This window comes from Streptomyces sp. NPDC050145, assembly GCF_044460245.1.
Classification (GTDB): domain Bacteria; phylum Actinomycetota; class Actinomycetes; order Streptomycetales; family Streptomycetaceae; genus Streptomyces.
In genome coordinates, this window is the sequence record NZ_JBITJS010000001.1 from 541423 (window position 1) to 567220 (window position 25798).

The window sequence follows — 25798 nt, forward strand, 5'->3', positions numbered from 1 at the left end:
GACAGCCAGGATTGACGGAGGTTCAGTGTGTCGGGCGTCCATGGCCTGGGCGGTGAACTGGCTAACAGTGAGGGGGAGTTCACGGTCGAAGGTCGAACGCAATCGCCCCCTTTCGCGCCTCGCAGGCTGCGCCCACGGTGTGTAGCCGTACTGCGGCCGCGAGACCTCGCGCGGGTCGTATCCGAATTCGGTCCACGCAGAGCACCAGGGACAGAAGCAGCGTTCCTTCACCGCCACGCCCACACTTATGGGTCCTGCCTGCGTTCCTCAGGTGGCAGCAGCAGGACTTCCAGGGCGCGGGCACACGCGCGTGCCCGGTCCAGGCAGCGGTCGGCGTGCTCGTCCGTGATCAGCTCCGGGGTGGCGCGCACGGCGAGCGCGAACCGTGCGTGTCCCGCCCGGTCGAGAACCGGTACCGCGAGTGTCCGTACGCCCTGGGCCGACTCGCCGTCGTTCCATGCGTGCCCGTCGTGACGGACGCGCCTCAACTCGGCCTCCAGCGCGGACGGTTCGACGATCGTGCGGTCGGTGAAGGAGCGCAGCGGCGGCAGTGATGCGAGTTCGGCCTCGCCGGGGCGCGCCCAGGCCAGCAGGACCTTGCCCAGCGCGGTGGAGTGCAGTGGCCTGCGCAGGCCGACCTTCGGCGTCACCGAGCCGCCGGCCACGATGACCGCGTGCGGGCCGCTGCGCAGCGCCAGGTCCACGGTCGCGCCGGTCCGCTCGGCCAGGTCGGCGAGTTCCGGCGCGGCGAGGTGCAGCCCGCGCTGGTGGTAGGAGAGTCGCCCGAGTTCGGTGACGGCGGGGCCGAGCCGGTAGCGCGACGTGCGGACGTCCTGTTCGAGGAAGCCCGCGCCCAGGAGCGTGCGGGCCAGTCGGTGCGCCGTGGACACGGGCAGCGTGAGACGCCGCGCCAGCTCGGACGCGCTCAGGTCGGGCCCGTTGTCATGGAAGCAGTGCAGGACGTCGAGAGCGCGCTGCACTGCCTGCGCCCCGCCGGGGGAGCGGGGCGCGGTGGGGGCGGACACGATGGGGCTCCCTCGGTCGCGTAGGCGTGGGACCGGCTTCGGGTTCCCACATTACGGCAGCCTCGGAGGGCTGTCCGGAGTGGCTGTGACCGTACCAAAAGGCCTGGTGACACACTCCGTTCACGCTCGTTCCCACATCATGGGAAGGTCCTTGCCGGGCCGTGCGGAACGTGCCACTGTGCACTCGTCACCACCACGCCACCAGCACGGATCACCTGATCGCAGAGGGGAGCAGCGCCATGTCCGGACGACTCCGGCCCGCCGCCGCGCTCACCCCGTCCCTGTTCACGCTGCGCCGGCACATCGACCTGGCGCGCGTCTCCAGCGCCACCTGTCGCTGACCTCCTCCGAAGTACGGGAAGTACGCGAGGTACCCCTCGGCCGCATGAGCCAGGTCTCCGTGTGGCCCGCCAGCCCCGGCGTGCCCGCGCTCCACCCGCCTCCCCTCCCGCCTCCCGCCTTTCCTCCTTCCACCCGCCTGGGAGCCTCCATGACGCATGCCCCGATCCGGACGAAGGCCGCCGCCGAAGCGGTTCCGGACACGCTCTGGTTCACCCGCTGTCCCGTCCCCACAGCGACCGGCATCGCCGCCGATCGGCGTTGGCTCGCCGCCGAGTTCGCCCCGGACGGCATCACCGTACGGTCGCTGCAGGACGCCGGGCGCGACGCCGACCCGCAGACGCACTACACCCACGTTCTGCCCGGACTCTTCCGCGAGGGCGGCAACGTCCCCGCCCTGTGGGCCCGCTCGCGCGGTGAGGAGACCCGGCTCGTCGGACTCACCTGGATCGAGGAGCGCCAGACCGTTCTGGTGGCCCCCGGCTCGGGCGTCAGGGGAGCCGCCGCCCTGCGAGGCCTGCGCCTCGCGCTGCCGCACCACCACCGCCTCGCCATCGACTTCTGGCGGGCCATGGCCCTGCGCGGCTTCGAGGGGGCCCTCGCCTCGGCCGGGCTCGGACTCGACGACGCCGTCCTCGTCGACGTTCCCGCCGACGGGCACACCGGGCAGTGGGCCGCGGAACTCGCCGCCCTCCGGCGCGGCGACGTCGACGCCGTCTACGTCAAGGGCGCGCTCTCCGTCGAGGCGGCCCGCCGCGTCGGCGCCGAAGTGGCCGTAGAACTGGACGAGTTGCCCGACCGCGCGCACCGCGTGAACAACGGAACCCCCCGACCCGTCACCGTCCACCGCAGCCTCCTCGACGACCACCCCGACCTCGTCGACCGCTTCCTCGCCGTACTCCTGCGCGCCGCCGACTGGGCGGCCGACCGGCCGGACGACGTGGCCCGCATCCTCGGTGCCGAGACCGGGGCGGGTGCCGAGGGCGTCGCCGGCGCCTACCGCCCCGGCACCCACCGCACCCTGCACCCCGACCTCTCCGAGGACCGCCTCGCCCTCCTCGGCCGACAGTCCGCCGCCCTGCACGCGCACGGCTTCCTGCCCGAGCCCGTCGACGTACGGGACTGGGCGGACCCCGAGCCGCTGCGCCGCGCCCGCCTCCTGCAACCCGCCCCCTCCCGCCCCGCTTCCTGAGGACCCCGTCATGCGCATCCCCAAGCCCCTGCCCGTGCTCGCCGCGCTCTCCGCCCTCGCCGCGCTCGCGGCCGTCACCGGCTGCGGCACGTCCGAGGCCGACTCCGGGCCCCGGACGGCGGCCGACATCACCGTCCGTATCCCCGACCCCGGCAACTCCGGCGTGCTCGCCCTCGGCAAGAAGGACGGCTCCCTGGACAGGGCCCTCGCCAAGGTGCACGCCAAGGTCGAATGGGCCGGCAGCGCGGGCCCGTTCGCCCCCGCGGCCCAGGCCATGAACGCAGGGCAGCTCGACATCGCCACCGGCTCGATCACCTCCGGCATCACCTCCCTCGCCCAGACCCCCGGCTTCGCCTTCTTCACCGCGACCGCCCCCGACCCCGTCGGCGAGGGCATCCTCGTCGAGAAGGACTCCGGGATCGACCGGATCGAGGACCTCGTCGGCAAGAAGGTCGCCGTCAACCAGGGCGGCACCGGCGAGTACCTGCTTCTCAAGGCCCTCGCCGACCACCACATCCCGGCGGACAAGGTCGAGCGCGTCTACCTCCGCCCCGACCAGACCGCCGCCGTCCTCAACACCGGCAAGGTCGACGCCTGGGCGGTCTGGTCGACCTACGCGGTCGCCGAACTGGGCAGCGGGAAAGCGAAGTTCATCGCCGACGGCAAGGAGATCGGCTCCGACAACTACAGCCTCAACGCCGTCCGGACGGCGTTCGCCGACCAGCACCCCGAGGTCGTCAAGGCCCTCTACACCTACCTCCACGACGGCAGCGTCAAGGAGAAGAAGAACCCGCGAGCCTACCTGAACGTCACCACCGACGCGGGCCCGCAGGCCGTCACCGGCGAGGCCGCACGCATCCAGACCCGGTTCACCGCCCAGGGCGGCACCGTCGAACCGATCACCCGCGCCGACCTCGAGCGCTTCGACGACGTCGCCCGCTTCTACGCCGACCAGAAGGTGACCCGGACGAAGGTCGACGTCGCGCCGCACGTCATCGACGTGGAGAAGCTGTCATGACACTCACCGACCGACGAGCCGGCGCGGCGCCACCCCGTCTCGTCACCCCGCGCCCGCCGGCCGGCCGCACCCGCTCCCGAGCCCGCTCCGCCACCGTCCGCGCCCTCGGCCCCGTCGCTCTCCTCGCCCTGTGGTGGGTGGCGTCGGCGACGGGCCTGCTCACCCCCGACGTCCTCGCCTCGCCACCCCAAGTCGTCGACGCCATAGTCGAGTTGTGGGGCAACGGCCAACTGTCCCAAGCCCTCGCCGCCTCGCTCACCCGCTCCGGCCTGGGCCTCGCACTCGGGCTCGTCACCGGTCTCACCCTGGGCATCACCACCGGCTTCACCCGGCTCGGCGACGAACTCCTCGACTCCTCCCTGCAGACCCTGCGCACCATCCCGTTCCTGTCCCTGGTGCCGCTGTTCATGGTCTGGTTCGGCATCAACGAGACGGCGAAGATCCTGCTCATCGCCGTAGCCACCACCTTCCCCATGTACGTCTCCACGTCCAGCGGCGTCCGCACCACCGACCCCAAACTCGTCGAAGCCATGCGCAGCTTCGGCATGAGCCGCCTCGGCATCGTCCGCGAGGTCGTCGTCCCCGGCGCTCTGCCCTCACTGCTCGCGGGCCTGCGCCTGTCCATGACCCTCAGCGTCATCGCGCTCATCGCCGCCGAGGAGATCAACGCCACCGCCGGTATCGGCTACCTCATGACCCAGGCCCAGAGCTACGCCCGCACCGACATCCTGGCCGTCTGCATCCTCGTCTACGGACTCCTCGGACTGCTCGCCGACGCCGTCGTACGCCTTCTCGAACGCGTCCTCATGCCCTGGCGCCGCGCCGTACCGGGAGGCACCCGATGAGCACGGCCGTACGCATCACGGGCCTGCGCCGCGTCTTCGGGGAGCGCGCCGTCCTCGACGGACTCGACCTCACCATCCGGCGCGGCGAGTTCGTCGCCCTCCTCGGCGCGAGCGGCAGCGGCAAGACGACCCTCTTGCGCATCCTCGGCGCCCTCGACCGGGCCGACGGGGGAGAGGTCCTCGTCCCCGAGGCACGCACCGTCGTCTTCCAGGAACCGCGCCTCGTCCCGTCCAAGAAGGTACTCGCCAATGTGACCGTCGCCCTGCCGCGCGGGCAGGCGGCACGCGGGCTCAAGGCCCTGGCCGAGGTCGGCCTCGAACAGCACGCCGAGGCGTGGCCCGGCACGCTCTCCGGCGGCGAGGCCCAGCGCGTCGCCCTCGCCCGTGCCCTCGTCCGCGAACCCGAACTCCTGCTCCTGGACGAGCCGTTCGCCGCCCTCGACGCCCTGACCCGGCTCAGGATGCAGGACCTGGTCGCCGAGCTGTGCCGCGCGCACCGACCCGCCGTGCTCCTCGTCACCCACGACGTCGACGAGGCCGTACGCCTCGCGGACCGCGTCTGCGTCCTGCGCGACGGGCGCCTCGTCACCGACGAACCCGTCACCGTCGACCACCCCCGCGACCCCGGCGACCCTGCCTTCGCCACCCTGCGCCGACGCCTCCTCACCGACCTCGGCGTCCACGACCGTACCCACGCCCGCACCCCCGCAGAATCCGGAGTGATCTGAATGACCATCACCATCGGCGTCCACAACAGCAACCCGACGCTCTACTACCTCTCCCGCCTGGACTACGCACAGCAGGAGCTCGCCGCCGTCGGCGAGACCGCCGTCTTCCACGCGTACGTGAACGGCGTCCGCACCGGCGAACTCCTCACCGAAGGCGTCATCGACTTCGGCGGCACCGGTTCGACCCCGCCCGTCACCGCCCAGGCCGCGGGCCACGACATCGTCTACACGGCCGTCTCCGCGCCCCGCCCCGACCACGGCGCCCTCCTCGTCCCCGAGGACAGCCCGGTCCGCACCGTCGCCGACCTCAAGGGCGGCACCGTCCACCTCGCCGTCGGCTCCTGGCAGACCCACCTCGTCGCCAAGGCCCTGGACGACGCCGGCCTCTCGTACGCCACCGACATCACCGCCGTGCGCGGCGACGAGCACAGCGAGAAGCTGCTGCGCTCCGGGGAGATCACCGCCTGGGTCGCCCAGGGCGCCCAGCTCGTCGCCGCCGTCCGCGCCGGGGACGTACGTGTCCTCGTACGCACCGGAGACGTCATCTCCGACCGGTCCGTCTTCTTCACCCGCCGCGACCTCGCCGAACAGCGCCCCGACGTGATCGACGCCCTGACCCGCGCCCTCCAGCGCGCCGACGACTGGGCGAAGGCGAACCCGCGCGAGGCCGCCGAGATCGCCGCCGCGCACCAGGGCGGAACGGCCGACGACTGGGAGACTGCGCTGCGCGCACTGCCCTGGCGGATCGAGGCGGTCGGCGACGACTTCCTCACCGAGCAGCAGCAGGGCGCGGACGTCTTCCACCGCACCGGATTCATCGAGCGCCCCGTCACCGTCGCGGACGCCGTGGCCCGGAAGGCGGCCTGATCACCGTGCCCGCCCCCGAAGTCCTCTGGTACATCATTCCGCGCGAGGGCGCCTACCCCTGGGAGCCGGCCGGCCGCCGACAGGTCGACCTCGGCTACCTGAGCCACCTCGCCGGCACCGTCGAACGGCTCGGCTTCACCGGCGCGCTCCTCGCCACCGACCTCTACGACGTGTGGCCCCTCGGCAGCGCGCTCGCGGCCTCGACGAGCACCGCGTTCAAGCCGCTCCTCGCCGTCCATCCCGGCCTGATCTCACCCACGCTCCTCGCCAAGATGGCCCTCACCTTCGACACGCTCTTCGGCGGCCGCCTGCGCTTCAACGTCGTCAACGGCTCGACCAAGTCCCTCCAGGAGTACGGCCTCCACGTCGGCCACGACGAGCGCTACGAACTGAGCGCCGAGTACTGGTCGATCGTGAAGCGCCTCACGGCCGGCGAAGTCTTCGACCACAAGGGACGCTTCTACGACCTGAAGGACGCGGGCGCCTCCCTGCGCGACCTGAAGCCGGTCCAGGACCCGCACGTCCCGCTCTGGTTCGGCGGCTCGTCCGCACCCGGCATCGAGATGGCCGCCGAACATGTGGACGTGTACCTGACCTGGGGCGAACCCCCGCACCTGCTCAAGGAGAAACTGGACCACGTCCGCGAGCGCGCCGCCGCCCACGGCCGCACCCTGCGCATCGGGCTGCGACTCCACCTCATCGTCCGCGACACCGAGGACGAGGCCTGGGCGGCGGCCGACCGGCTCCTCGACGTCACCTCCGAGGCCACCTACCGGCGCCAACTGGGTGACCGCGCCGGCGAGGACGGAGTGGGCTGGCAGCGCCAGTTCCGCCAGCACGGGGGCCGCGTCCCCGCCCACGCCCGGGAACTGGAGACCCACCCGAACCTCTGGCCCGGGATGAGCCTCTTCCGCCCCGGCCCCGGCACGGCGGTCGTCGGCTCGACGTCCCAGGTCGTCGCCCGCCTCGAGGAGTACCGGGAACTGGGCGTCGACACGTTCATCCTCTCCGGCAACCCCCTTCTGGAGGAGGCGTACCGAGTGGCGGAGACGGTCCTGCCGGCTCTCGGGGTGACGAGGCGGTAGGACGACGGCACGACGAAGCCCTCACAGACACACAGCGGTGTCAGGCGAGGGAGACCAGGTCCCGGTACTCCTCGTTCCACAGGTCCTCGTCCGCGTCCGGCAGCAGCAGGACGCGGTCCGGGCGCAGGGCGTCGATGGCGCCCTCGTCGTGGGTGACCATCACGATCGCGCCGGGGTAGGAGCCGACCGCGGCAAGCACCTCGGTGCGGGAGGCGGGGTCGAGGTTGTTGGTGGGCTCGTCCAGCAGCAGGACGTTCGCGCCGGAGTGCACCAGACCGGCCAGGGCCAGGCGGGTCTTCTCCCCGCCGGACAGGACACCGGCCGGCTTGTCGGCGTCGTCGCCGGAGAAGAGGAACGCGCCGAGCACGTGCCGTACTTCGCCGTCGGTGAGGTGCGGCGCGGCGGCACGCAGGTTCTCCCGTACGGTCCGCTCGGCACGGAGGGTGTCGTGTTCCTGGGCGAAGTAGCCCACGCGCAGCCCGTGCCCGCGCACCACCCGTCCCGCGTCCGGCTGTTCCTGGCCGGCCAGGAGACGCAGCAGGGTGGTCTTGCCCGCGCCGTTGAGGCCGAGGACGACCAGGCGGCTGCCCCGGTCCACGGCCAGGTCCACGCCGGTGAGGACCTGGTGGTCGCCATAGGACTTCGCCAGGCTGACGGCGCCGAGCGGCACCCGCCCGCACGCGGCGGGCTCGGGCAGCCGGATCTTCGCGACCTTCTCCGCGCGCCGGGCCGGCTCCAGACCGGCGAGCATGCGGTCGGCGCGGCGGGCCATGCTCCTGGCCATGACGGCGGTGGCCGAACGCGCCTTCATCTTGTCCGCCTGAGCATGCAGAGCCCCGGCCTTCCGTTCGGCATTGGCCCGCTCCCGGGCCCGGCGCCGCTCGTCCGCTTCGCTCTGGGTGAGATAGGTCTTCCAGCCGGTGTTGTGGATGTCGATGGTGGCGCGCTGCGGATCGAGATGGAAGACGCGGTTGACCACGTCGGACAGCAGAGCGGTGTCGTGGCTGATCACCACCAGACCGCCCCGATGGCCCTGGAGGAAGGTGCGCAGCCAGGCGATGGAGTCGGCGTCCAGGTGGTTGGTCGGCTCGTCCAGCAGCAGCGGTCCGGCATGTCCGGCGAACAGGATCCGTGCGAGCTCCACGCGGCGCTTCTGTCCACCGGACAGCGCGCCGACCGGCTCGCCCAGCACGCGCTCGGGCAGCCCGAGACCGGCCGCCACCCGGGCGGCCTCGGCCTCGGCCCCGTACCCGCCGCCGGACTGGAAGGCGGCCTCGGCGCGGGCATAGGCATTCATCGCCCGCTCCAGCGCGTCCGGCCCCGTGGCCTCCGCCATCGCGGCCTCGGCCGTGCGCAGGGTCTGCAGGGCACGGTCCAGGCCGCGGGCGGACAGGATCCGGTCGGTCACGCTGACGGCCGGGTCGGCCGCGCGGGAGTCCTGGGCCAGCAGACCGACCGGGCCGGTCCGGGTGATGGTCCCGGCGGCGGGCCTGGCCTGACCGGCGAGGGCGGTCATCAGGGTCGTCTTACCCGCGCCGTTACGGCCGACCAGGCCGATACGGTCGCCGGGGGAAACGGAGAAGGAGATGTCGGAGAGCAGCAGGCGGGCGCCCGCGCGCAGCTCGACACCGCGAACGGTAATCATGAGGTAACGCTCCGAGAAAGCAAAAAAGGACACACTTCTGACGTGGAAGCGGGTCCTTGGCTAGGAAACTCGGGGCGTAGACATGCGCCTACCGTAACCGACGTCCCGTGATCAGCGCATCTATCGGCTCAGTCGGGCATTGAAGCGCGCCTTCTTCTGCCGGTTTCCGCAGGTGTTCATGTCGCACCATCTGCGGGTGCGGCTTCGGCTGGTGTCGAAGAAGGCGGCTCGGCATGTCGGTGACGCGCACAAGGCCAGCCTTCCGTCTCGTTCACCGGCGATGACGCTGATCGCGTCGGCGGCGATCACGCTGAGGGCATCTTCCACGCGGGACACGGAGCCGAGCTGCCATTGCCGTTGGCCCTCGGGCGTCAGGGTGGCCGCCGCCTGCCCCTGGACGCTGCGGTTGTTGATGACTTTGACGGCGGCCGCAGGGAGCGGCTCCTGCATCGCGGCCGCCGTCGCGACGGCGTGAATCGACTCCCGCAGTTCCCGGGCCAGTTCGAGCTGGGTGATGGTGCAGGAGTCCACGGCCAGGCCGTACACCGCCAGCCAGTCGATGAGCCGCTGCGGTGTGGGGATGCGCTCCACGGCATCACCGTGACGCTCCGACAGGGTCCCTGTGAAGCTGGTCGCCAGCACCGTGCCGAGGCGGAAGTCAGGGTGTCCCGAACGCATGGAACCACCATAGCTGGTTGCGCGCCGACCTGAACGAATGTAGAACCGTCATAGACGGTTCACGACAGGCCGCAGCCGACGCGCGACGGCCAGGAGGTCCCCATGCCCCGTCCCACCAGCAACGTGCAGGCATTTGAAGCTCGCGCGACCGACGCCGACCTCGACGATCTGCGCGCGCGGCTGGCCGCGGCGCGGCTACCCGAGGCCGAGACCGTTCATCGCGCCCCACCCGGCCCCCGACGGTGGGAGCAGGGCGTTCCGCTCGCCGACCTCATCGACGTCGTGGACTACTGGCGCACCGGGTACGACTGGCGGGCGTTCGAGGAGCGCCTCCATCGGATCGGCCAGTTCCGCACGACCATCGACGGCCTGGGAATCCATTTCCTGCATCGCCGATCTGCGCGGGCGGACGCCACTCCGCTGCTTCTCACGCATGGCTGGCCGGACAGCATCGCCCGGTTCAGCCACGTGGTGGACGAACTGGCGGATCCGAAGGACGAGAACGCGCCGGCGTTTCACGTCGTGGTCCCGTCGCTGCCGGGCTTCGGCTACAGCGACAAGCCGGCCACCACCGGCTGGGGAACCGAAAAGATCGCGGCCGCCTGGGTGGAACTGATGGGCAGGCTCGGCTACCGCAGGTTCGCGGCCCATGGCGGCGACTGGGGAGGCAATATCACCACGGTCCTCGCCGGAAGGTTTCCGGGGCACCTCCTCGGCATTCACACCACTTTCGCGGAGGGCCCGCCCGGACTGACGACGGACGGGCTGACGGAGACCGAACGTCAATGGGCCGAGGAGACCCGCGACTTCTGGCGCCACCGGTCGGCGTACGCGAAGCAGCAGGCGACCCGACCGCAGACCATCGGCTACTCGCTCGTCGACTCACCGGTCGGTCTTCTCGCCTGGATCCTCGACAAGTTCGCCGAGTGGTCCGACACCAACGACAGCCCGTTCGAGACCATTTCCAGAGACCGCATCCTCGACAACGTCACCCTGTACTGGCTGACGCGAACCGGCGCGTCCGCCGCCCGCATCTACTACGAGAGCCACAACTCCCTGGATCCTGAACTGAGGGTGGACGTCCCGGCAGCCATCACCGCGTACCCGCGCGACGTCGAGAAGTGCCCACGCCCCTGGGCGCAAGAGCGCTACCGAAAGATCGTCAGGTGGGGCCTGCCCGACAACGGGGGACATTTTCCGTCGCTGGAGGTTCCCGAGTATTTCGTGAAGGACCTGCGAGAAGGCCTCGCCGCAGTACTCGGCGCCAATCGGTGAACTGAACCCGGCTCAACTGCCCACCGCTCAATGACCGTTGCATTGAAGGGCGATCCGTACGAGGGAAGGCAGGGCGTCCTGGGATGAGCAGCTTCAACACCCACCGGAGGCGGGTCCACGACGAGGGCCTGCAGACGCGCGTCCGGCACACGAATCTGCGGTCGTGCCTCGTCCACTTCGCGCCCTACGGCTTCCGGGCCACCTATCACCATCTCTGCCTCAGCGCGGGAATCCCCAAGCACCTGGAGAGGGATCCGAGCTCGCTCACACGTGCCGTCGAGGAGTTGCACCACGCCCGACAGCTCTGGCTCGCTGACGAACGCGCCTATGCCAACAGCCGCCGAGCCGACAAAGCGCGCGGCATGCGACAGGTGAAACGAGACGAGTCCTGGCGAGGCCGGCAGCGTGGGTGGGGGAACATCGCGTACTGCCCCGAGCCGACGATGCATCCCGACGAGCCGTTGCCCGCGGTGGTCGAGCGAGTGCTCCGTTCATCAATGCCGCTGGACGAAGCTCCTGCGCTGACGTGCCGTGTATGCGGAAACCGGGACAACACCAGCGCCTGGCACGACGGCGCCCACAGGATCCATCAGCTGTGCAGGGAATGCGGCGTCAGTCTCGCGGTACAGCGGGCCGACGCGCCCGACCCGCTCTGGGCGGCCGACCGCGCCCGGCAGTGGAAGCAGATCTGGACGCTGCGCAACGAATCGCCTCGCAGCTACCCGAGTTGAGCTTCGGCGTGGGTGGGTCCTCAGGCGCGGACTCCTGCCACCCGCCGCAGTAGGGTCTGCCCCACCCCGTTCCAGGGGGCTTCTCGGAGTGCCTGAGTCCGGCGCCGCGTGATCGGCTGTCCGCACGATATTCGCGTGGCGGAAGGCAGACAGGTGAGAGCCAGGATCGGGTACTCGGCATGGATCGTGGGCGTGGTGCAGTTCTTCGCCATCCACTGGATTGCCGAGTCGGCTTGGGCCAGACCATATAGCTGGGCGCGGAACAACATCAGCGACCTCGGAAACGCACACTGCGCTCTGCAGCCAGATCCTGAGCCGCGGTACATCTGTTCCCCCGAGCACGGTCTGATGAATGTTTCGTTCGTCGCCCTGGGCGTGTTGATCGTTGTCGGTGCCGCCCTGACCGGTGGGGTTCTTTGGCGCAGGGGACGGGCCGCCGCCGCGGCGCGTCTACTGCTCGCCGGCGCCGGAGTGGGATTCGTGTTGGCCGGGCTGGCACCGGCGGATGTCAACGAGAACCAGCATGTCTTGGGCGCCCTCTTCATCATGGCGGCGGGCAACATCGGTCTCGTCGTGGCGGGCTTCGGCCTTGCAGAACACCTCCCCACCACCCTGCGACGGGGCACCAGCCTGCTGGGAGTCACCGCGCTCACGGCCTTCGGGCTCTTCCTCTCCCACCACTACCTCGGTCTGGGCATGGGAGGTATGGAACGAGTCGCCGCTCTTCCTCTCCTGTCCTGGGCACTTGCTGTCGGCGTTCGTGGCCTCATTCGGCGCACGGGTCGTACGCAGGAGGCGGTGCCGACAGGGCGTCTCAGCCACGCTGGTTGAGAGCTCTGGCCAGGCCCCGGTTGGCTTCCTGCGCGGCATCGAGAACAGGTAGGAGGTCACGTTGTCGGTAGTGGGCCCCAGCTCCCCGGCGACACCATCCTTGTCCGGCTCCGCTGCCACTCCTGATGACACTCCTGGTGGGCTCAGGCACAATGAGCCGCCGTTCATTACGGTCACAGAGGAAGAGATGGACGATGGCACTGGTCAAGAAGGGGTCGCGGCTCATCACCGTGGACGGCACCACTTACCGGTGGCGACTCCGTGGACGACCGACCTATGACCAGGGCCTGGCGAGGTCACCCCTCACTTATGCGGTCGAACACGCCCAGAAACCCGGCACCACGCTGGTGATCACCACCAACCGGCCACACCCGAGCAACTGGTTCGGAACAGCCGGGCACCCGGTCCTGCCCGCCGATGTGGCAGACGGCATCCGCAGTGCTCTTGCCGATGGCTGGACACCCGAGACCCCCGGGTCACCCGTAAACCTCGACCAGTCAGCTGGTTTCGACCCGTACCACTGACCCACCCGCACTCAAGAACTAACCGACCAGCAACTGCAGAGTCCCGCTGACTACGCGAATCCGGCGACGGAGTGGTAGGGGAGTGAGTCTTCCTGGTCAGAGCCTCGACGGGTTGCTGGAAAGCCAGTCGGCATGCCGATCTCGCGTCCGATCCCGTTCCCCTGGCGTCGTGAGGAAGACGTCGGCGCCGCCGTCGTAGGGGTGGTAGATGCGCCGAATCTGAGTGTCGGTGACGAGGACTCCTGCCACCTTGTCGTCCGCGATGTCACGAAGCATCTCGTCGAGGCAGCCATACACCCACGGCCGGCGGACGGCGAATAGGTGGCAGTAGGTACGGAACTCCGGGTCAGGATCGTCCTTCACCAGCAGGCTCTGCCAGTATTCGGCGTCGGGCTGGAACGCCGGAACCTCGGCTTCGGTCGCCCAAGCTGGAGTGATCACGTAGACCTCCCCGCAGCCGAACAGCTCATCGAGGACAGTGTTGTACCGCTCCAGGACAATGGAGTACTCGCTCTCGTCCTCTGGGTATCGCTTGGACTCAGGCAGGCTGTGGAATCGCACCCAGAGCTCCCGATACGGGTCGCGCAGCTGGTATCCGACCGGAGGGCAGTCGGGCCAATGCTGCTGCCACAGCGCGGTCAAGACCGTTCGGACGCTTTCAGGCACTGGCCACCCACGTCCTTTCAAGTTGGGCTCCCGCCGACGGCCATGATGCATGGCACCTGCCCGCCCATGGGAGCGACCTCTGATGTCGCATCAAGCATGGTTCGCTTTCTAGCGACGTCCTATCAGGGTCGAGCCTCCGAGGTCTGCGCCGACAATTCGGGGGCCTTCCTCGGTGCGGAGGAACCCTGTGATGAGGGGGAGCTGGATCACGCCGACCTCGCCGCAGTGGAGCGGGCACTGACCGAACTCGGCTACGTGAGCGTTCCCGAAGAACTGTTGGAGAGCGACTGCGAAGGCCCCAGCGGGATGGAACGTCTCGCAACCAGACCTACCTGGTGGACGCGGTTCTTCGGCCTCTGGTGATTCACCCAGCTCTGTTCGAGCCGCACAGTCTGCACCGATCACGTTCGTCGACTCGGTCGCTGATCTTGTGACCGGGCTGGATCCCCGCGCGATCGGATGGGTACGTTGTCGTCCATGTCGTCCGAACCGCGCAGCCGTGAAGAGTTGGTTGCCTTCCTGCGTGACCTGCACGGAGAGTTCCGTGCCCGGGGACACGAGTGGGAGAACAGCACTCTGGACGACTTCCTGGAAGCGCTTGCCGCATGGGTGCACGACTCCCCGGGCGCGTACAAGAACGCAGGAGAGCAGATTCCGCTCGCCGGCGATTGGGTCTACATGGCCCGAGCCCTCCGCGCCGCCACCCTCTACGAGTAGGGCTGAGCGCGAGCACTGCTACCGCGGTCGACAGCACGAAACAGGCCCCGTGTCCGCGGGGGCGGTTCACGGCGGAGCGGATGGTTGGAAGCCACGGGGGTGGTGCCGAGGAGAGTAAGCCGCCGGTCAGGGCTCGAGGAGCCTGGGAAGTTCGCTTCACGGCTACGTTGCCCCCGACCGAGGTCGACGGCCCGGTCGTGGTGTTGCCGTTGTCGGGCCGGGCATGTGGCGCTTCCATTTCTGTCAGGGGACTTGCGGTACTCGGAAGCGGCGTCGGTACTCCGTCGGGGTCGTGTTGAGGCGTCGACGGAAGGCTCGTACGAGCGTGTCTGTCGTACCGAACCCGCAGAGCGTCGCGACGCGCTCCAGGGTGTTGTCGGACGACTCCAGTTCGTGGCGGGCCTTCTCCACCCGGACGGACTCGATGTACGCGTGTGGGGTCGTCCCGAGCTCCGTTTTGAACAGGCGTGTCAGATGCCGGTCGCTGACGTGCGCGTACGCGGCGAGATCGACCACCGTGAGCGGCTGGTCGATGTGCCGGAGGATGTGATGACGCAGATCCTCGATGCGCCGCGTCGTCGAGACCTGCTCGAGCGGCACACTGAACTGGCTCTGGCCGCTGGGCCGCTTCAGGTACATCACCAGCTGGCGCGCCACGCGCAGGGCCACCGCCTCGCCGAGGTCGTCGGCGATCAGCGCGAGCGACAGATCGAGGCAGGCGCTGATGCCGGCGCCCGTCCACACGTTGCCCTCGCGGATGAAGATGGGGTCGGCGTCGACCCGTACGGCCGGGTGGTCCGCGGCCAGTTGCTGCGCGGTGGACCAGTGCGTGGTGGCCCGCTTGCCGTCGAGCAGCCCGGCGGCCGCGAGCAGGTGCGCGCCCACGCACACCGAGGTGATCCGGTGCGTACGCTCGGCCAACACCCTTACCCATTCCACGAGTTCGGGGTCGACCAGCGGATGGGCGCGGCGCTCCTCGTCGAGCTCCACCGCGCCGGGCACCAGGAGCGTGTCGATGGTGCCCGCGGCGGCCTGCGCGAAAGTGATGTCCGGAAGGATGCGCACCCCCGCGCCGGTGGTGACCGGGTCCAGGGTCTCGGCGGCCAGCAGCACCCGGTAGCCCGCCGCCTCCTCGGTCTCGCGCAGCGCCAGCGAGAACACCTCGGGCGGCCCGGTCACGTCGAGCAGGTCGACGCCCTCGAAAAGCACGATCACGATGAGTCGCCTGACGGTGTCCGGCACGGACCCTCCCACTCTCGGCATGTTATGTCGGTATCTGCATGTTAGACGTCATTGCCGACGCCAGGGCTGGGTCATAGCGTTGCAGACGTGGCCCGGCGAACACTCTGGGTCGCGCCTCCCATCTGTGATCCGAAGGCGGTACACCCATGTCCCGAACCACGCTGCGCGAGCTCAACGGCTTCGACGAGACGCCCGCGAAGCTGGACGGCTCGACGCTGATCCTCATCGACTTCCAGAACACCTACACCCAGGGTGTGATGGAGCTCGACGGATGGGAGGCGTCCCTCGACGCCGCCGCGCAGCTCCTCGCGCGGGCCCGTGAGGCGGGCACCAAGGTCGTCCACGTCATCAACGACGGCGGCGAGGGCACCCCGTACGACATCCGGGCCGAGATCGGCCAGATCCACCCGAAGGTCGCGCCCGTCGACGGCGAGCCCGTCGTGGTCAAGCAGGTCCCTAACGCGTTCGTCGGTACGGACCTCGCCACGCACCTCACCGAGGGCCAGGACGTCGTCATCGCGGGCTGGATGACACACATGTGCGTCGCGTTCACGGCGCAGGGCGCTTTCCTGGGCGGCCACCGCCCCACCGTCGTCGCCGAGGCCTCCGCCACCCGTTCGCTCCCGGTCGCGGGCACCGACGTACCCGCCGAGCAGGTGCACCAGGGAGCTCTCGCCACCATCGCCGACCTGTACGGGGTCGTCGTCGTGTCCCAGAAGGAGATCGTCTGATGAAGCTGCTCCGTTCCGCCGCCGCGCTCGGCGCCGCCGCCGTCCTCGCGGCCACCGTCTCCGCCTGCGGAGGCAGCTCCGCGGCCGCCACCCGGACCGACAGCCGTGACCAGCGCAGCGAGAAGAGTCACGAGAAGAACTACGCCAAGGACACGACGACGCTGCGTCAGCTGATGAAGCTGGACGAGACTCCGGCGAAGCTGTCGAACGCCGCGCTGATCCTTGTGGACTACCAGAACGTCTACACCGACGGCACGATGGAGCTGACGGGCTGGCGTGAGGCCGTCAAGAACACCAAGGCCCTCCTGGAGCGCGCCCGCAAGGCCCACACGCCGGTCATCCACATCGTGGAGAAGGGCTACGACCTCAAGTCGAAGGCCGGGCAGATCATCCCCGACCTCAAGCCCGCCAAGGGCGAGGCCGTCGTCGAGAAGGCCGTCCCCAACGGTTTCCACGACACGAACCTCGACGAAGAGCTCAAGAAGACCGGCCGCAAGAACGTCATCATCTCCGGCTTCATGACGCACATGTGCACCCTCTTTACCACCGAGGGCGCCGTCTACCACGGCTACAACCCGACCGTCGTCGGCGACGCCTCCGCCACCCGCCCGCTGCCCGTCAACGGCAACCCCCGGGGCATCCCGGCGAAGCAGGTGCACGAGGCCGCGCTCGCCACCATTCAGGACCGCTTCGGCGTCGTGGTGCCCAAGCAGCGCGACATCAAGTAGCCACACGGCATCACCGGCACCACGCATCACGCACCACCGGCATCACCAAGGGAAGGCGCCCAGGGCCCGGGCGCCTGTTCCCGCACCTCCTGCCCCCTACCTCAATCCCCCCGCATTCCCCCCAAGCAAAGGTTTCCCCCCCCCATGAACGAGATCCCCCCCATGCACAGGAATCCCACACCGAGATCCACATGGAGAAGACGAAGATGGCTACGCGCAGAGGATTCATAGGCGGCGCTACCGGCATCAGCACCGCTGCCCTGCTCGGCTACTCGGCGACCCCGAGCGCCGCGGACACGGAAGCGCCGGTCCCGGCGGTCACCCAGGCACAGGCGCGGGAGTCGCTCTTCGCGGTCAACGCGGGCATGCGCGCCAACTACGCCACCCTCAAAGCAGAGTTGATCAAACACCTCGCCCCGGTCGTCGTGGTCCAGAACGATGCCAAGGGCGGCCGCTTCACCCTCGTGACCAAGGACGGCCAGGAGTCCAGCAACCCCGTCCCGCAGACGTTCGAGCTGGCGAAGTCCATCGCTCACGTCCCGCTCGGGATCTTCTCGGTGATCGCCTCCTACCTCGCGGACAAGATCCCGAACCTGCCCAACGCGGACCGCATCGACCCGCACGACCTGGTGATGGTGGCGTTCAACGACGACACGTCCACCGCGTGGATCGAGCCCCTCAAGGCGTACGCGGCCAGGCTCACCACCGCACGCAACAACCTCTCCGCGGCCGGCCTGCCCGCCGCGCTGACCACGTCCTGCCGCAACATCATCGACGGCGGCCTGAAGTTCATCAACGCGTCGATCGCCGCCAAGTACTTCGACATGAAGTCCTTCGAGGACTTCTCCGGCAGCGTCTACCCCGACATCCGCACCAACATGGAGCACGCCTCCCAGGCCCAGATCAGTGGCGTACGGGAGATCATGAAGACCTGGCGTGCCAAGGTCGGCGAGGAGGACTGGGCCGATCTGTACTGCGTGGTGATCTCCCAGTGGACGACCAGCGTCCTCAATCAGAACACCATCATCATCAAGGACTGCATGAACGCGGCGAAGGTCGCCACGCACCTCATCGACCTGCCCGGCCTCGAGCCGCCGGCCGACCCGATCTTCACCGCGCTCGACAATCTCGCCCGCATCGTGCAGGACAACATCGCCGCCGAGATGGTGTTCCCGAAGGACACCGTGGTCGCCGACGCGCTCAAGGGCCAGCAGGACCTGCTCTCCGACGAGATCCTCAAGCAGATCGGCAGCAACACGGTGACGACTCTGTCCGCCCCGTCGTACAACACGATCACCACCGCGTCCGCGTCCGGTGTGTGCCCCGTGCCGCACTAGTCACCGGGGACGCGCGGCGGCTCCCCGCACCGGTTCACGGGGAGCCGCCATGGCCGTGCAGCTCTGGCTGTCCGGCTCCGTTCGTGAGGACCAGAATCAGTCCTCATCCTCCGGCAGGTGGAAGTAGACGGTCCCCGACCGCCAGGGGCCGTGCTCGGTCATCTCCGACGCGATGACCACGTCCTGGATCTCGGCTGGGCCCAACGCCTCGATGGAATCGGCCAGCCGCCGCAAGAGTGCCGGAACACTGTCGCAGCCGGGGCCGGCGGGGTTGGCCTGCGAGAAGTGGCGCACGGTCCAATGCGTGGGCGTATCCATCACGGACCGATCGTAAGACCTGCCATCGGCTGGTCGACAAGTGATGGCCCGGACCGCATCGGCCGGCCAAAGTCGCTCGATCAGGGGGTTTTCCACATTTTTCAGGCCTGGACTGTGGTGTCCGGGGATCATTTCGAGGGACCTCTGAACACCACTTCAAGGAGCCCCCAGTGCGCCGCCCGACCCGGAAAGCCTTCGCCGCCCTCATCGCCGCAGCCGGTCTCGCCCTCACCCTCCTCACCCCCACACCCGCCTCGGCTGCCACCGTCACCAGTCGCTTCGCGAACTACCGCTACGGCGACTGCCTGCGCGAGACCGACGAAACCGGCCTCGAGGGCGACCGCTGTTCCACCGGACGCGGCAGCCTCAAGTGGCAGTGGAACGGTCGCCTCAACACCAGCACCACCCTCAAGAACAACTTCTGGAAACGTTGCCTCGACAGCAACGACCGGGGCGACGTCTACCCCCTGCGCTGCAACGGCGGCTCGTACCAGAAGTGGCGTACCGTCCAGCCCGCCGCTCGCAGCGCCATCATGATCCAGAGCGTCGGCACGGGCCGCTGTCTCTACCAGCAGGACGACGGCTACTACCGCACTGCCCGGTGCGACCGAGGTGCCCAGAACCAGCGCTTCACCATCGGCTGAACAGATCTCTCGACCGCTGTCCCCACCTCGCAGTCGCGGAGGACCATCAGGCGAGGCAGAACTCGTTGCCCTCGATGTCCTGCATCGTGATGCACGATTCGTTGATGCCATCGGCGCGCTGCGTCAGTACGTGCTTCCCGCCGATCGCCGTCAGCCGTGCGCATTCGGCCTCGAGTGTGGCCAGGCGCTCCTCACCCACGAGCCCGGCGCCGGCCCGCGCATCGAGATGCACCCGGTTCTTGACGACCTTGCCTTCGGGGATGAACACGCTGCCCAAGCACGTGGTGTCCACCAGCCTGGACACGGCCACGTGGAACGCCACCGTGATCCGCGGCGACCTGGCGGCCGAGATCGCCGAGATCAAGGACCAGTACGCCGGTGACATCCTGATATACGCCAGCGGCGACCTGACGAACTCCCTGATCGAACTCGGGCTTGTCGACGAGCTCAAGCTCTGGACCCACCCCGTCATCGGCGGCAAGGGCAAGCGCCTCTTCCCCGAGGGCGCCCCCGGAAGCAGCTGGACCCTCGCCGGCACCACGAGCTTCGCCACCGGCTCCGTCGTGCTGGACCTGCGCCCGCAGACCAGGCGTCGGCGATCGGTCCTCGCCGGGATGGACCGGGAAGATCCGGCCCATCCCGGCGCGCAGCCGAATCCGTCTGGTCAACGCCCGGATTGGCAGAACTCCACGCGATACCAGCGGACTTGGTCAGAGCCGGCCGGGCACCACCACCATGATCAGAGGACGGCGAAGGCGTCGCCGATCGCCTCATCGAGAATGGCCAGGCCGAGCGAGAGCTCGTCCTCGGTGGCTGTCAGCGGCGGTGCGATCCGGAACACTCCGCCCATGCCGGGAAGCTGGACGATGTTCATGTGCAGACCGAGTTCGAGGCAGCGCCGGGTGACCCGCGCGCCCAGCTCGTCCGAGCTCCGCTTCGTCTCGCGGTCGACGACGAGTTCGAGCCCGGCGAGCAGGCCCCGTCCGCGAATGTCGCCGACGACCTCGTGGCGCCCGGCGATGTCCTCCAGCCCCTGGCGCAAGAACAGGCCGAGCGACCGCGCCCGCTCGTCGAGCTTGTCGCCGGTCAGGACGTCGAGGACGGTGTTGCCGACCGCGGCCACGAGCGGGTCGGCGACGTGCGTGGTGAAGAACAGGAACCCGCGCTCGTACGCCTCCTGCTCGATCGCGGCGCTGGTGAGCACGGCTGCGAGGGGCAGTCCCGCACCGAGCGTCTTGGACAGCGTGAGGATGTCGGGAACGACTCCGTCGCGTTCGAACGCGTACCAGGTCCCGGTGCGGCACAGGCCGGTCTGGGCCTCGTCGAGGATCAACAGCATGCCGCGTTCCCGGCACTTGTTCTGCAGGGCCGCGAAGTATCCGGCCGGCGGCTCGATGATGCCGCCCGAGCTGAGAATCGGTTCGACGAGGCACGCGGCCAGACTGCCGGTCGACTGGGCGTCGATCAGATCGAAGGCGAAGTCCAGCTGGCGGCGCCAGTCGAGGGAGCCGTCGGCCGTGGTGAAGTCGGGCCGGTACGCGTTCGGCACGGGGATGGCGAAGTTGCCGGGCGCGGCAGGGCCGTAGCCCTTGCGGCCCGCGCTGTAGGTGGCGGACGCGGCGGCCTGGGTCATGCCGTGCCAGGATCGCGCGAAAGAGACGATCTCGTGCTTGCCGGTGACGAGCTTGGCCATCCGGATCGCGGCTTCGTTGGACTCGGCGCCGGTGGTCAGGAGCAGTGCCTTCTCGAGCGGCGCGGGCAACGTGTCGGCGAGGCGTCGGGCGAGATCGACGACCGGGCGGCTGAGCATGCCGCTGTAGAGGTGATCGAGGGTCGCGACCTGACGCTGGACGGTCGCGACGATCTCCGGGTGCGAGTGTCCGAGGATCGCGCTCATCTGGCCGGAGGTGAAGTCGAGTATCTTCCGGCCGTCCGCGGTGAACACGAAACTGCCGGCGGCGCGTTCGATGATCTCGTGGGTGAATTTGCCGCCGTAGCGCACGAGGTGCCTCTCGGCGTCGGCCCAGAAGGTTTCGGTGGACAGGGGGGCGGTGGTCGAAGCAGCCATGTCCGCGACAGTAGGGGCCGCGTGAGCGACAGGTCCATCTCACAATTCCAGCTGTTCTGTTCGGCAGAACCGCACAACAATAGGGTGCGTGATGAATCCCTGGAGGCTGCGGCTGCTGAGCCAGTTGGACACGCTGGGCACCGTCCGGGCGGTCGCGCAGGCCGCCAACCTGAGCCCGTCGAGTGTGTCTCAGCAGCTTGCCGTGCTCGAGGCCGAGACACGCACACAGCTCCTTGAACGCACGGGACGCCGGGTGCGGCTGACCTCGGCCGGGCTGATCCTCGCGCGGCGGGCGCGAGCCATCCTCGATCACATGGACAGCGTCGAGACGGAGCTGCGGGGGTTCGGCGATGAACCGGCCGGGCTGGTGCGGCTGGGGGCGTTCCAGAGCGCGATCCACTCCATCGCCGTGCCGACGGTGACCCGGCTGGTGCGCGAGCATCCGCACCTTGAGATCGAGCTGCTGGAGCTGGAGCCGCACGAGAGCGTACCCGCGCTGCGGATCGGCGACGTGGACATCGTCATCACGACCACGGACTTCGACGAGCTGCCGTTGGGGCCGGACCTCGACCTCGTACCGCTGGGCAAGGACCCGATCCTGCTCGTGGTCCCGCCCGAGCATCCCGCGGCCGGGCGCGGCGCCGCCGACCTCGCCGCCTACGCGGACGAGCCATGGGCGTTCGACATGCCACAGTCGTACATGGCCAATCTCGCCCAACGCCTGTGCCGTCAAGCGAGGTTCGAGCCGCGGGTGGTGTGCCGGTTCAGCAACTACATGATGACCCTGCAGCACGTCGAGGCAGGGCTGTCGATCGCGCTGCTCCCCGGCCTGGCCGTCGACCACAGCCGTTACCGCGTGGCCACCAGGGAACTCGCAACTCCGGTGACACGCAGAATCACGGCGGCGATCCGCCGCGGCTCACCACCCCGCGCGGCAGTCCGCGCCGTGCTGGACGCGCTGCGCCACAATCCGGACCCACCACTTCCGGGTCATGAGTGACAGAGCGAGTCACTCGCAATCCTGATGGCGCCTTTCAGCCCCCCCGCGATTGCTGCTCGTCGCGCAGCGCAAGGAACGTGCCCACATCCGCAGTGAGCACGGCATCCGCAGTGAGTACGGCATCCGCAGTGAGACGGCATCCGCTGGAGCGGACGCCGTCTCAAGACCGCAGGCTGACGCGTCGCGGTCAGTGGAAGTCCGCCACGTGATCTGCGGCCCACTGCGCGTAGGGGCGCGCCGGGTGGCCGGTCAACCGCTCGACGCTGTCGTTCAACGCCGCCGGCTTGCCGACCGTGGCCGCCATCAGATCGAGCAGGGCCCGCACGAAGTCGGCGTCCATGAACTGACTGAGCTGCTGCCGCACAGCCTGGTCCGCCACCTCCTCAAAACGCAGCTCCCGGCCCAGGGCCAGGCCGAGCGCCTCCACCTGCTCGATCTGGGTGAGTGACTGAGGGCCCGTCAGCTCGTAGACCTGTCCCGCGTGTTCGGGGGAACCGAGTGCCGCGGCGGCAGCCTCCGCGACATCACGTTCGTGCACCACCGAGGCGTCCGCCGCCGCGTACGGGCCGCTGACCACATTGCCGCCCCGCAACTGCATCGCCCAGGCAAGCGAGTTGACCGCCGGGAAGAACAGGCGCAGGAACGTCCACTCGACGCCCGTCGCCCGAATCTGCCGCTCCACCTCCGCGTGGTAGGCGGCGATCACGTCCGGCTGCCGATCTGCGCCGTCGACGACGGCTCCGGAGGACAGGAACACCACGTGCCGCACCCCCGCCTGACGCGCCCGCTCCAGCAGCGGCCGCGCGTCCAAGCCGTAGGGCAGCACCAGGAGTAGCTCAGTCACGCCGTGCAGGGCGGGTCCGAGCGTCGACGGATCGGTCAAGTCCCCCCGCACCACCTCGACACCGTCCGGCAGTCCGGCCCGCTCCGGATCGCGAGACAAGGCCCGCACCTGCCTCCCGGCGCCCGCCAGCGTCTCCACCGTCTGCCGCCCGAAGTGCGCGGTCGCGCCGATCACGAGGATCATGATGATTCCCTCCGACTCACGTGCTTGTCCGTACGTCCTGATGCACACGCTAGGCATCATGTAGGACAGATCTTGTCCTTCATGGCGGCGAGCGGTGCCTGACCAACTGGCGAGCGGTGCATGGCCGGCGGTGGCGCGCCGGCATCTTGATCGGGGCGCCTCGCGCCGGTCGTCGTCGTGGGTGTGCGGCCGACCGGCGTTCGACGTCAGCCTTCGCTGTCCTCGAGCTTCCGGGTGATGCGTTCGAGGGTGCTGAGGTCCTCGGGCGTGAGCCGGTCGATGAAGTGGCGTCGCACCGAGTCGACATGGGCGGGCGCGGCGCCCTTGAGCGTGTCCAGGCCGTGCTCGGTGAGCACCAGAAAACACCCTCTGCCGTCCGCCGGGTCGGGTGCGCGTCGCAGGAGGCCGCGCGCTTCCATCCTGGTGGCGTGCCGGGAGAGCCGGCTGCGGGACCACTGCATCTTGGCGGCCTGTTCCCGCAGGGTGCTGGTGTGGTCGGGCCGCTCCGACAGCGTGCTGAGCACCTCGTAGTCGGGCTCGGACAGCCCCAGTGCGGTCAGGTCGCGTGCCGTGGCGGCCTGCACGGCGACGACCATGCGCCGGTAGGCCCGCCACGCCCGCTCTTCGTCCGCGTCCAGCCAGCGCACATTCTCAGCGGAAGAACTCTTTGACATGGAACCAATCTACCGGCTACGTTCATTTCCATGTCAACGAAAAAGGTGCGTGTCCTCGTCCTGGTGTGCAGCACCCGACCCGGCGCCCTCGGCCCGGCGATCGGCACCTGGCTCATCGACACCCTCACGCCACGCGCAGGAGAACTCGGCGCCGAACTCGTACCCGTACCCCTCGGCGACCTCGACCTGCCCTTCCTCGACGAAGAGGAACACCCCTCCTCAGGCGTCTACGCCCACGAACACACCAGACGATGGAGCGCCCTTGTGGACGCCGCCGACGGCTTCATCGTGGTGACGCCCGAGTACAACTACGGAATGCCCGCGACCCTGAAGAACGCCCTCGACTACCTCGGACACGAGTGGGCATGGAAACCGATCGGCTTCATCAGCTACGGGAACACCTCCGCCGGCACACGCTCCGTCCAGCACGCCAAGCAGGTGGTGACCACCCTGCGCCTGGTGCCGTTGGGACGCACAGTCGCGATACGTATCAGTGACTCGGTCGAAGACGGTCAGATCCGCCCGAAGGCGGCGCTGACCGGGGCTGCCGTCGGTGTCCTGGACGAACTGGTCCGTGTCGCCCACGCCCTGCGTCCGATGCGCGAAGCGGGACGTCCCGGCCTGTCTCCCGGCCCGCTGCCTGGTTCCTATGTGAGGCGGCTGACCCCGGAGGACGCTCCCGAGGTCACGGTGCTGCAGCGGTGCTGCTGGGTGGACGAGGCCCTCGCCAACGACACCCTGGCCATCCCGGCACTGCACGAATCGCTGGAGCAGACAGCCGAGTGGCTGGCGACCTGGCACGCCATGGGACTGTGGCGGGACGGCCGACTGCTCGGCATGGTGCGGGCCCGACAGGTCGACACCGACTGGCACGTGGGCCGACTCGGCGTCGTACCCGACCTGAGGGGCCAAGGACTTGGCCGCTGGCTGCTGCGCACCGCCGAAGCCGCGGCCGAGCCGAGCTATCGCCGCATCGTGCTGCACACCGGCGCCCACAGCCGACAGAACATCGCCCTCTACCAGAGCGAGGGGTACCGGTCCGAGCCCGAGGCACGCACCGGAGACGACGGAACGGTCCGCCTGGCCAAGGATGCAACTCCGTAGAAACGTGACTTGGCGGTCCGCTCGCGCGAGCGGATTGAGGACCCGGCCGGCATCGGGGTGGCTGAACCGCACTGGCTTGCCCGGCGAGATCACAGGCCGAAGGCGCCGCCTTCGATGAGGATGAGCAGGCCGATCGTGATCAGGGCCAGGGGCAGCAGGATGTGGCCCCAGCGCGCGAGGGCCTTGGCGATGACGGGTCGGGTGGCGAAGAACTTGCCCGCGAAGCACCACACGGCCACGAGCACGAGGAACACAACGGCGTACACGGTCATGCCGCCGATGCCGGAGGTGGCGAAGACGGGCACGTAGACGCCGATGTTGTCGCCGCCGTTGGCGAAGGTGACCGCGGCGACCTCCAGCGGGCCGGGTCCGCCTTCCTTGGCCGGCTCCTCCCCTTCGGCTTCGTCGCCGCCGCGGTGGTCCTTCCAGGCCTGCCATGCGGACTTGAGGCCCAGGGCGAGAGGAAGCAGGCCGAGGTAGGGGATGGCCGACTCGGGAAGGCAGGTCGCTCCGAAAGCGGCGGCCACCGCCACGGCGAGGATCGCGGCGAAGCCCAGGTACTGGCCCAGCACGATGCGGCGGGTGGAACCGGGATGGTCGGCGCCCTGGGCGAAGAACAGCGCCAGGAGCAGGATGTCGTCGATGTTGGTGACGGCGAACAGCCCGGCGGCCTGCCCGATGATGCCCAGGTCCACGAGTGGCTGCTTCCTTCAGTGCGGGTGTCCCCGTGACGCTACCGGGAGCCGTCCCGCGGCGATC

General features: G+C 69.2%; 28 protein-coding genes and 2 pseudogenes. 19 read left to right on the forward strand and 11 right to left on the reverse strand.

What is annotated here, in order from left to right; genetic code table 11:
* Positions 1-245: 245 nt before the first annotated feature.
* Positions 246-1028: an IclR family transcriptional regulator gene (locus ACIBTU_RS02665; protein ID WP_399124220.1), complete on the reverse strand. Its 783-nt coding sequence runs from the start codon at positions 1026-1028 to the stop codon at positions 246-248.
* Positions 1029-1264: 236 nt separating this feature from the next.
* On the opposite strand from ACIBTU_RS02665, the gene ACIBTU_RS02670 reads away from it, so the two are divergent.
* The 7 genes from ACIBTU_RS02670 (at position 1265) to ACIBTU_RS02700 (ending at position 7099) form a co-directional block, all read left to right on the forward strand.
* Complete coding sequence (locus ACIBTU_RS02670; protein WP_399124058.1) at positions 1265-1366, forward strand: putative leader peptide; 102 nt, start codon at positions 1265-1267, stop codon at positions 1364-1366.
* A gap of 149 nt (positions 1367-1515) precedes the next feature.
* The gene (locus ACIBTU_RS02675) at positions 1516-2556 is read left to right on the forward strand and encodes an ABC transporter substrate-binding protein (RefSeq protein WP_399124059.1); all 1041 of its coding nucleotides are present in this window, start codon (positions 1516-1518) and stop codon (positions 2554-2556) included.
* A gap of 10 nt (positions 2557-2566) precedes the next feature.
* A complete protein-coding gene (locus ACIBTU_RS02680; RefSeq protein ID WP_399124060.1) occupies positions 2567-3574 on the forward strand; it encodes an NrtA/SsuA/CpmA family ABC transporter substrate-binding protein in 1008 nt (335 codons plus the stop codon).
* Positions 3571-4419 carry an ABC transporter permease gene (locus ACIBTU_RS02685; protein WP_399124061.1) on the forward strand — a complete coding sequence of 283 codons (849 nt, stop codon included), beginning with the start codon at positions 3571-3573 and terminating at the stop codon, positions 4417-4419. Before ACIBTU_RS02680 ends, ACIBTU_RS02685 begins: the two co-directional genes overlap by 4 nt.
* A complete protein-coding gene (locus ACIBTU_RS02690) occupies positions 4416-5147 on the forward strand; it encodes an ABC transporter ATP-binding protein (RefSeq protein ID WP_399124062.1) in 732 nt (243 codons plus the stop codon). Before ACIBTU_RS02685 ends, ACIBTU_RS02690 begins: the two co-directional genes overlap by 4 nt.
* The gene (locus ACIBTU_RS02695; protein ID WP_399124063.1) at positions 5148-6014 is read left to right on the forward strand and encodes an ABC transporter substrate-binding protein; all 867 of its coding nucleotides are present in this window, start codon (positions 5148-5150) and stop codon (positions 6012-6014) included.
* Entirely contained in the window at positions 6014-7099 is a 1086-nt protein-coding gene (locus tag ACIBTU_RS02700; protein WP_399124221.1) for an LLM class flavin-dependent oxidoreductase, read from the forward strand. The genes ACIBTU_RS02695 and ACIBTU_RS02700 overlap by 1 nt, the downstream gene beginning before the upstream one ends.
* 40 nt (positions 7100-7139) lie before the next feature.
* Here the strand turns inward: ACIBTU_RS02700 and ACIBTU_RS02705 are convergent, their stop codons facing one another.
* Together ACIBTU_RS02705 and ACIBTU_RS02710 are read right to left on the reverse strand one after the other, a co-directional pair.
* On the reverse strand, positions 7140-8744 hold the full coding sequence (locus tag ACIBTU_RS02705) for an ABC-F family ATP-binding cassette domain-containing protein (RefSeq protein ID WP_399124064.1): 1605 nt from the start codon (positions 8742-8744) through the stop codon (positions 7140-7142).
* Between the two features lie 120 nt (positions 8745-8864).
* Positions 8865-9422, reverse strand: a complete 558-nt coding sequence (locus tag ACIBTU_RS02710) for a CGNR zinc finger domain-containing protein (RefSeq protein ID WP_399124065.1) — start codon at positions 9420-9422, stop codon at positions 8865-8867.
* Between the two features lie 102 nt (positions 9423-9524).
* On the opposite strand from ACIBTU_RS02710, the gene ACIBTU_RS02715 reads away from it, so the two are divergent.
* The 4 genes from ACIBTU_RS02715 to ACIBTU_RS02730 all read left to right on the forward strand — a co-directional run bounded on the left by ACIBTU_RS02715 (position 9525) and on the right by ACIBTU_RS02730 (position 12783).
* Positions 9525-10697, forward strand: a complete 1173-nt coding sequence (locus tag ACIBTU_RS02715) for an epoxide hydrolase family protein (protein WP_399124066.1) — start codon at positions 9525-9527, stop codon at positions 10695-10697.
* An 83-nt stretch (positions 10698-10780) separates the two neighbouring features.
* Positions 10781-11428, forward strand: coding sequence for a hypothetical protein (locus ACIBTU_RS02720; RefSeq protein WP_399124067.1), 648 nt, complete (start codon positions 10781-10783; stop codon positions 11426-11428).
* A 135-nt stretch (positions 11429-11563) separates the two neighbouring features.
* On the forward strand, positions 11564-12259 hold the full coding sequence (locus ACIBTU_RS02725) for a DUF998 domain-containing protein (RefSeq protein WP_399124068.1): 696 nt from the start codon (positions 11564-11566) through the stop codon (positions 12257-12259).
* Positions 12260-12453: 194 nt separating this feature from the next.
* Positions 12454-12783, forward strand: a complete 330-nt coding sequence (locus ACIBTU_RS02730; protein ID WP_399124069.1) for a hypothetical protein — start codon at positions 12454-12456, stop codon at positions 12781-12783.
* Between the two features lie 96 nt (positions 12784-12879).
* On the opposite strand, the gene ACIBTU_RS02735 is transcribed toward ACIBTU_RS02730, so the two are convergent.
* Positions 12880-13344, reverse strand: coding sequence for a hypothetical protein (locus ACIBTU_RS02735; RefSeq protein ID WP_399124070.1), 465 nt, complete (start codon positions 13342-13344; stop codon positions 12880-12882).
* A 582-nt stretch (positions 13345-13926) separates the two neighbouring features.
* Here ACIBTU_RS02735 and ACIBTU_RS02740 point away from each other — a divergent pair.
* Entirely contained in the window at positions 13927-14166 is a 240-nt protein-coding gene (locus tag ACIBTU_RS02740; RefSeq protein ID WP_399124071.1) for a hypothetical protein, read from the forward strand.
* 243 nt (positions 14167-14409) lie between these two features.
* Here the strand turns inward: ACIBTU_RS02740 and ACIBTU_RS02745 are convergent, their stop codons facing one another.
* Entirely contained in the window at positions 14410-15408 is a 999-nt protein-coding gene (locus tag ACIBTU_RS02745; protein WP_399124072.1) for a GlxA family transcriptional regulator, read from the reverse strand.
* A 146-nt stretch (positions 15409-15554) separates the two neighbouring features.
* Between ACIBTU_RS02745 and ACIBTU_RS02750 the strand changes: the two genes are divergently transcribed.
* The 3 genes from ACIBTU_RS02750 (at position 15555) to ACIBTU_RS02760 (ending at position 18204) form a co-directional block, all read left to right on the forward strand.
* Positions 15555-16139 (forward strand): isochorismatase family protein, encoded by a 585-nt coding sequence (locus tag ACIBTU_RS02750; protein ID WP_399124073.1) that lies wholly within the window; start codon positions 15555-15557, stop codon positions 16137-16139.
* On the forward strand, positions 16139-16867 hold the full coding sequence (locus ACIBTU_RS02755; RefSeq protein WP_399124074.1) for a cysteine hydrolase family protein: 729 nt from the start codon (positions 16139-16141) through the stop codon (positions 16865-16867). Before ACIBTU_RS02750 ends, ACIBTU_RS02755 begins: the two co-directional genes overlap by 1 nt.
* Positions 16868-17073: 206 nt before the next feature.
* A complete protein-coding gene (locus ACIBTU_RS02760) occupies positions 17074-18204 on the forward strand; it encodes a hypothetical protein (RefSeq protein WP_399124075.1) in 1131 nt (376 codons plus the stop codon).
* 96 nt (positions 18205-18300) lie between these two features.
* On the opposite strand, the gene ACIBTU_RS02765 is transcribed toward ACIBTU_RS02760, so the two are convergent.
* On the reverse strand, positions 18301-18522 hold the full coding sequence (locus ACIBTU_RS02765; RefSeq protein ID WP_399124222.1) for a hypothetical protein: 222 nt from the start codon (positions 18520-18522) through the stop codon (positions 18301-18303).
* A gap of 170 nt (positions 18523-18692) precedes the next feature.
* Here ACIBTU_RS02765 and ACIBTU_RS02770 point away from each other — a divergent pair, with 170 nt between their 5' ends.
* A complete protein-coding gene (locus ACIBTU_RS02770) occupies positions 18693-19166 on the forward strand; it encodes an RICIN domain-containing protein (RefSeq protein WP_399124076.1) in 474 nt (157 codons plus the stop codon).
* Between the two features lie 46 nt (positions 19167-19212).
* Here the strand turns inward: ACIBTU_RS02770 and ACIBTU_RS02775 are convergent.
* Positions 19213-19428 (reverse strand): annotated as a pseudogene (locus ACIBTU_RS02775) (VOC family protein); the annotation flags it as partial.
* Between ACIBTU_RS02775 and ACIBTU_RS02780 the strand changes: the two are divergent.
* Positions 19427-19669, forward strand: a pseudogene (locus ACIBTU_RS02780) (dihydrofolate reductase family protein); the annotation flags it as partial. The pseudogenes ACIBTU_RS02775 and ACIBTU_RS02780 overlap by 2 nt on opposite strands.
* Positions 19670-19905: 236 nt before the next feature.
* Here ACIBTU_RS02780 and ACIBTU_RS02785 read toward each other — a convergent pair.
* Positions 19906-21234 (reverse strand): aspartate aminotransferase family protein, encoded by a 1329-nt coding sequence (locus ACIBTU_RS02785; RefSeq protein WP_399124077.1) that lies wholly within the window; start codon positions 21232-21234, stop codon positions 19906-19908.
* 91 nt (positions 21235-21325) lie between these two features.
* Between ACIBTU_RS02785 and ACIBTU_RS02790 the strand changes: the two genes are divergently transcribed.
* A complete protein-coding gene (locus ACIBTU_RS02790; RefSeq protein ID WP_399124223.1) occupies positions 21326-22234 on the forward strand; it encodes a LysR substrate-binding domain-containing protein in 909 nt (302 codons plus the stop codon).
* 187 nt (positions 22235-22421) lie between these two features.
* On the opposite strand, the gene ACIBTU_RS02795 is transcribed toward ACIBTU_RS02790, so the two are convergent.
* Together ACIBTU_RS02795 and ACIBTU_RS02800 are read right to left on the reverse strand one after the other, a co-directional pair.
* Positions 22422-23261 carry an NAD(P)H-binding protein gene (locus ACIBTU_RS02795; protein WP_399124078.1) on the reverse strand — a complete coding sequence of 280 codons (840 nt, stop codon included), beginning with the start codon at positions 23259-23261 and terminating at the stop codon, positions 22422-22424.
* Positions 23262-23467: 206 nt separating this feature from the next.
* The gene (locus ACIBTU_RS02800; RefSeq protein ID WP_399124079.1) at positions 23468-23935 is read right to left on the reverse strand and encodes a MarR family winged helix-turn-helix transcriptional regulator; all 468 of its coding nucleotides are present in this window, start codon (positions 23933-23935) and stop codon (positions 23468-23470) included.
* A 30-nt stretch (positions 23936-23965) separates the two neighbouring features.
* Between ACIBTU_RS02800 and ACIBTU_RS02805 the strand changes: the two genes are divergently transcribed.
* Positions 23966-25039 (forward strand): GNAT family N-acetyltransferase, encoded by a 1074-nt coding sequence (locus ACIBTU_RS02805; protein WP_399124080.1) that lies wholly within the window; start codon positions 23966-23968, stop codon positions 25037-25039.
* 89 nt (positions 25040-25128) lie between these two features.
* Here the strand turns inward: ACIBTU_RS02805 and ACIBTU_RS02810 are convergent, their stop codons facing one another.
* Positions 25129-25734 (reverse strand): cadmium resistance transporter, encoded by a 606-nt coding sequence (locus tag ACIBTU_RS02810; protein ID WP_399124081.1) that lies wholly within the window; start codon positions 25732-25734, stop codon positions 25129-25131.
* Positions 25735-25798: the final 64 nt, after the last annotated feature.

Bases quoted from the DNA above. Each gene is read 5' to 3' on its own strand.
- ACIBTU_RS02695 (WP_399124063.1), top strand. From the start codon at position 5,148: ATGACCATCACCATCGGCGTCCACAACAGCAACCCGACGCTCTACTAC.
- ACIBTU_RS02765 (WP_399124222.1), bottom strand. From the start codon at position 18,522: ATGGATACGCCCACGCATTGGACCGTGCGCCACTTCTCGCAGGCCAAC.
- ACIBTU_RS02690 (WP_399124062.1), top strand. From the start codon at position 4,416: ATGAGCACGGCCGTACGCATCACGGGCCTGCGCCGCGTCTTCGGGGAG.
- ACIBTU_RS02705 (WP_399124064.1), bottom strand. From the start codon at position 8,744: ATGATTACCGTTCGCGGTGTCGAGCTGCGCGCGGGCGCCCGCCTGCTG.
- ACIBTU_RS02785 (WP_399124077.1), bottom strand. From the start codon at position 21,234: ATGGCTGCTTCGACCACCGCCCCCCTGTCCACCGAAACCTTCTGGGCC.
- ACIBTU_RS02670 (WP_399124058.1), top strand. From the start codon at position 1,265: ATGTCCGGACGACTCCGGCCCGCCGCCGCGCTCACCCCGTCCCTGTTC.
- ACIBTU_RS02685 (WP_399124061.1), top strand. From the start codon at position 3,571: ATGACACTCACCGACCGACGAGCCGGCGCGGCGCCACCCCGTCTCGTC.
- ACIBTU_RS02710 (WP_399124065.1), bottom strand. From the start codon at position 9,422: ATGCGTTCGGGACACCCTGACTTCCGCCTCGGCACGGTGCTGGCGACC.
- ACIBTU_RS02795 (WP_399124078.1), bottom strand. From the start codon at position 23,261: ATGATCCTCGTGATCGGCGCGACCGCGCACTTCGGGCGGCAGACGGTG.
- ACIBTU_RS02755 (WP_399124074.1), top strand. From the start codon at position 16,139: ATGAAGCTGCTCCGTTCCGCCGCCGCGCTCGGCGCCGCCGCCGTCCTC.
- ACIBTU_RS02805 (WP_399124080.1), top strand. From the start codon at position 23,966: ATGTCAACGAAAAAGGTGCGTGTCCTCGTCCTGGTGTGCAGCACCCGA.
- ACIBTU_RS02760 (WP_399124075.1), top strand. From the start codon at position 17,074: ATGGCTACGCGCAGAGGATTCATAGGCGGCGCTACCGGCATCAGCACC.
- ACIBTU_RS02790 (WP_399124223.1), top strand. From the start codon at position 21,326: ATGAATCCCTGGAGGCTGCGGCTGCTGAGCCAGTTGGACACGCTGGGC.
- ACIBTU_RS02675 (WP_399124059.1), top strand. From the start codon at position 1,516: ATGACGCATGCCCCGATCCGGACGAAGGCCGCCGCCGAAGCGGTTCCG.
- ACIBTU_RS02740 (WP_399124071.1), top strand. From the start codon at position 13,927: ATGTCGTCCGAACCGCGCAGCCGTGAAGAGTTGGTTGCCTTCCTGCGT.
- ACIBTU_RS02750 (WP_399124073.1), top strand. From the start codon at position 15,555: ATGTCCCGAACCACGCTGCGCGAGCTCAACGGCTTCGACGAGACGCCC.
- ACIBTU_RS02800 (WP_399124079.1), bottom strand. From the start codon at position 23,935: ATGTCAAAGAGTTCTTCCGCTGAGAATGTGCGCTGGCTGGACGCGGAC.
- ACIBTU_RS02680 (WP_399124060.1), top strand. From the start codon at position 2,567: ATGCGCATCCCCAAGCCCCTGCCCGTGCTCGCCGCGCTCTCCGCCCTC.
- ACIBTU_RS02730 (WP_399124069.1), top strand. From the start codon at position 12,454: ATGGCACTGGTCAAGAAGGGGTCGCGGCTCATCACCGTGGACGGCACC.
- ACIBTU_RS02715 (WP_399124066.1), top strand. From the start codon at position 9,525: ATGCCCCGTCCCACCAGCAACGTGCAGGCATTTGAAGCTCGCGCGACC.
- ACIBTU_RS02720 (WP_399124067.1), top strand. From the start codon at position 10,781: ATGAGCAGCTTCAACACCCACCGGAGGCGGGTCCACGACGAGGGCCTG.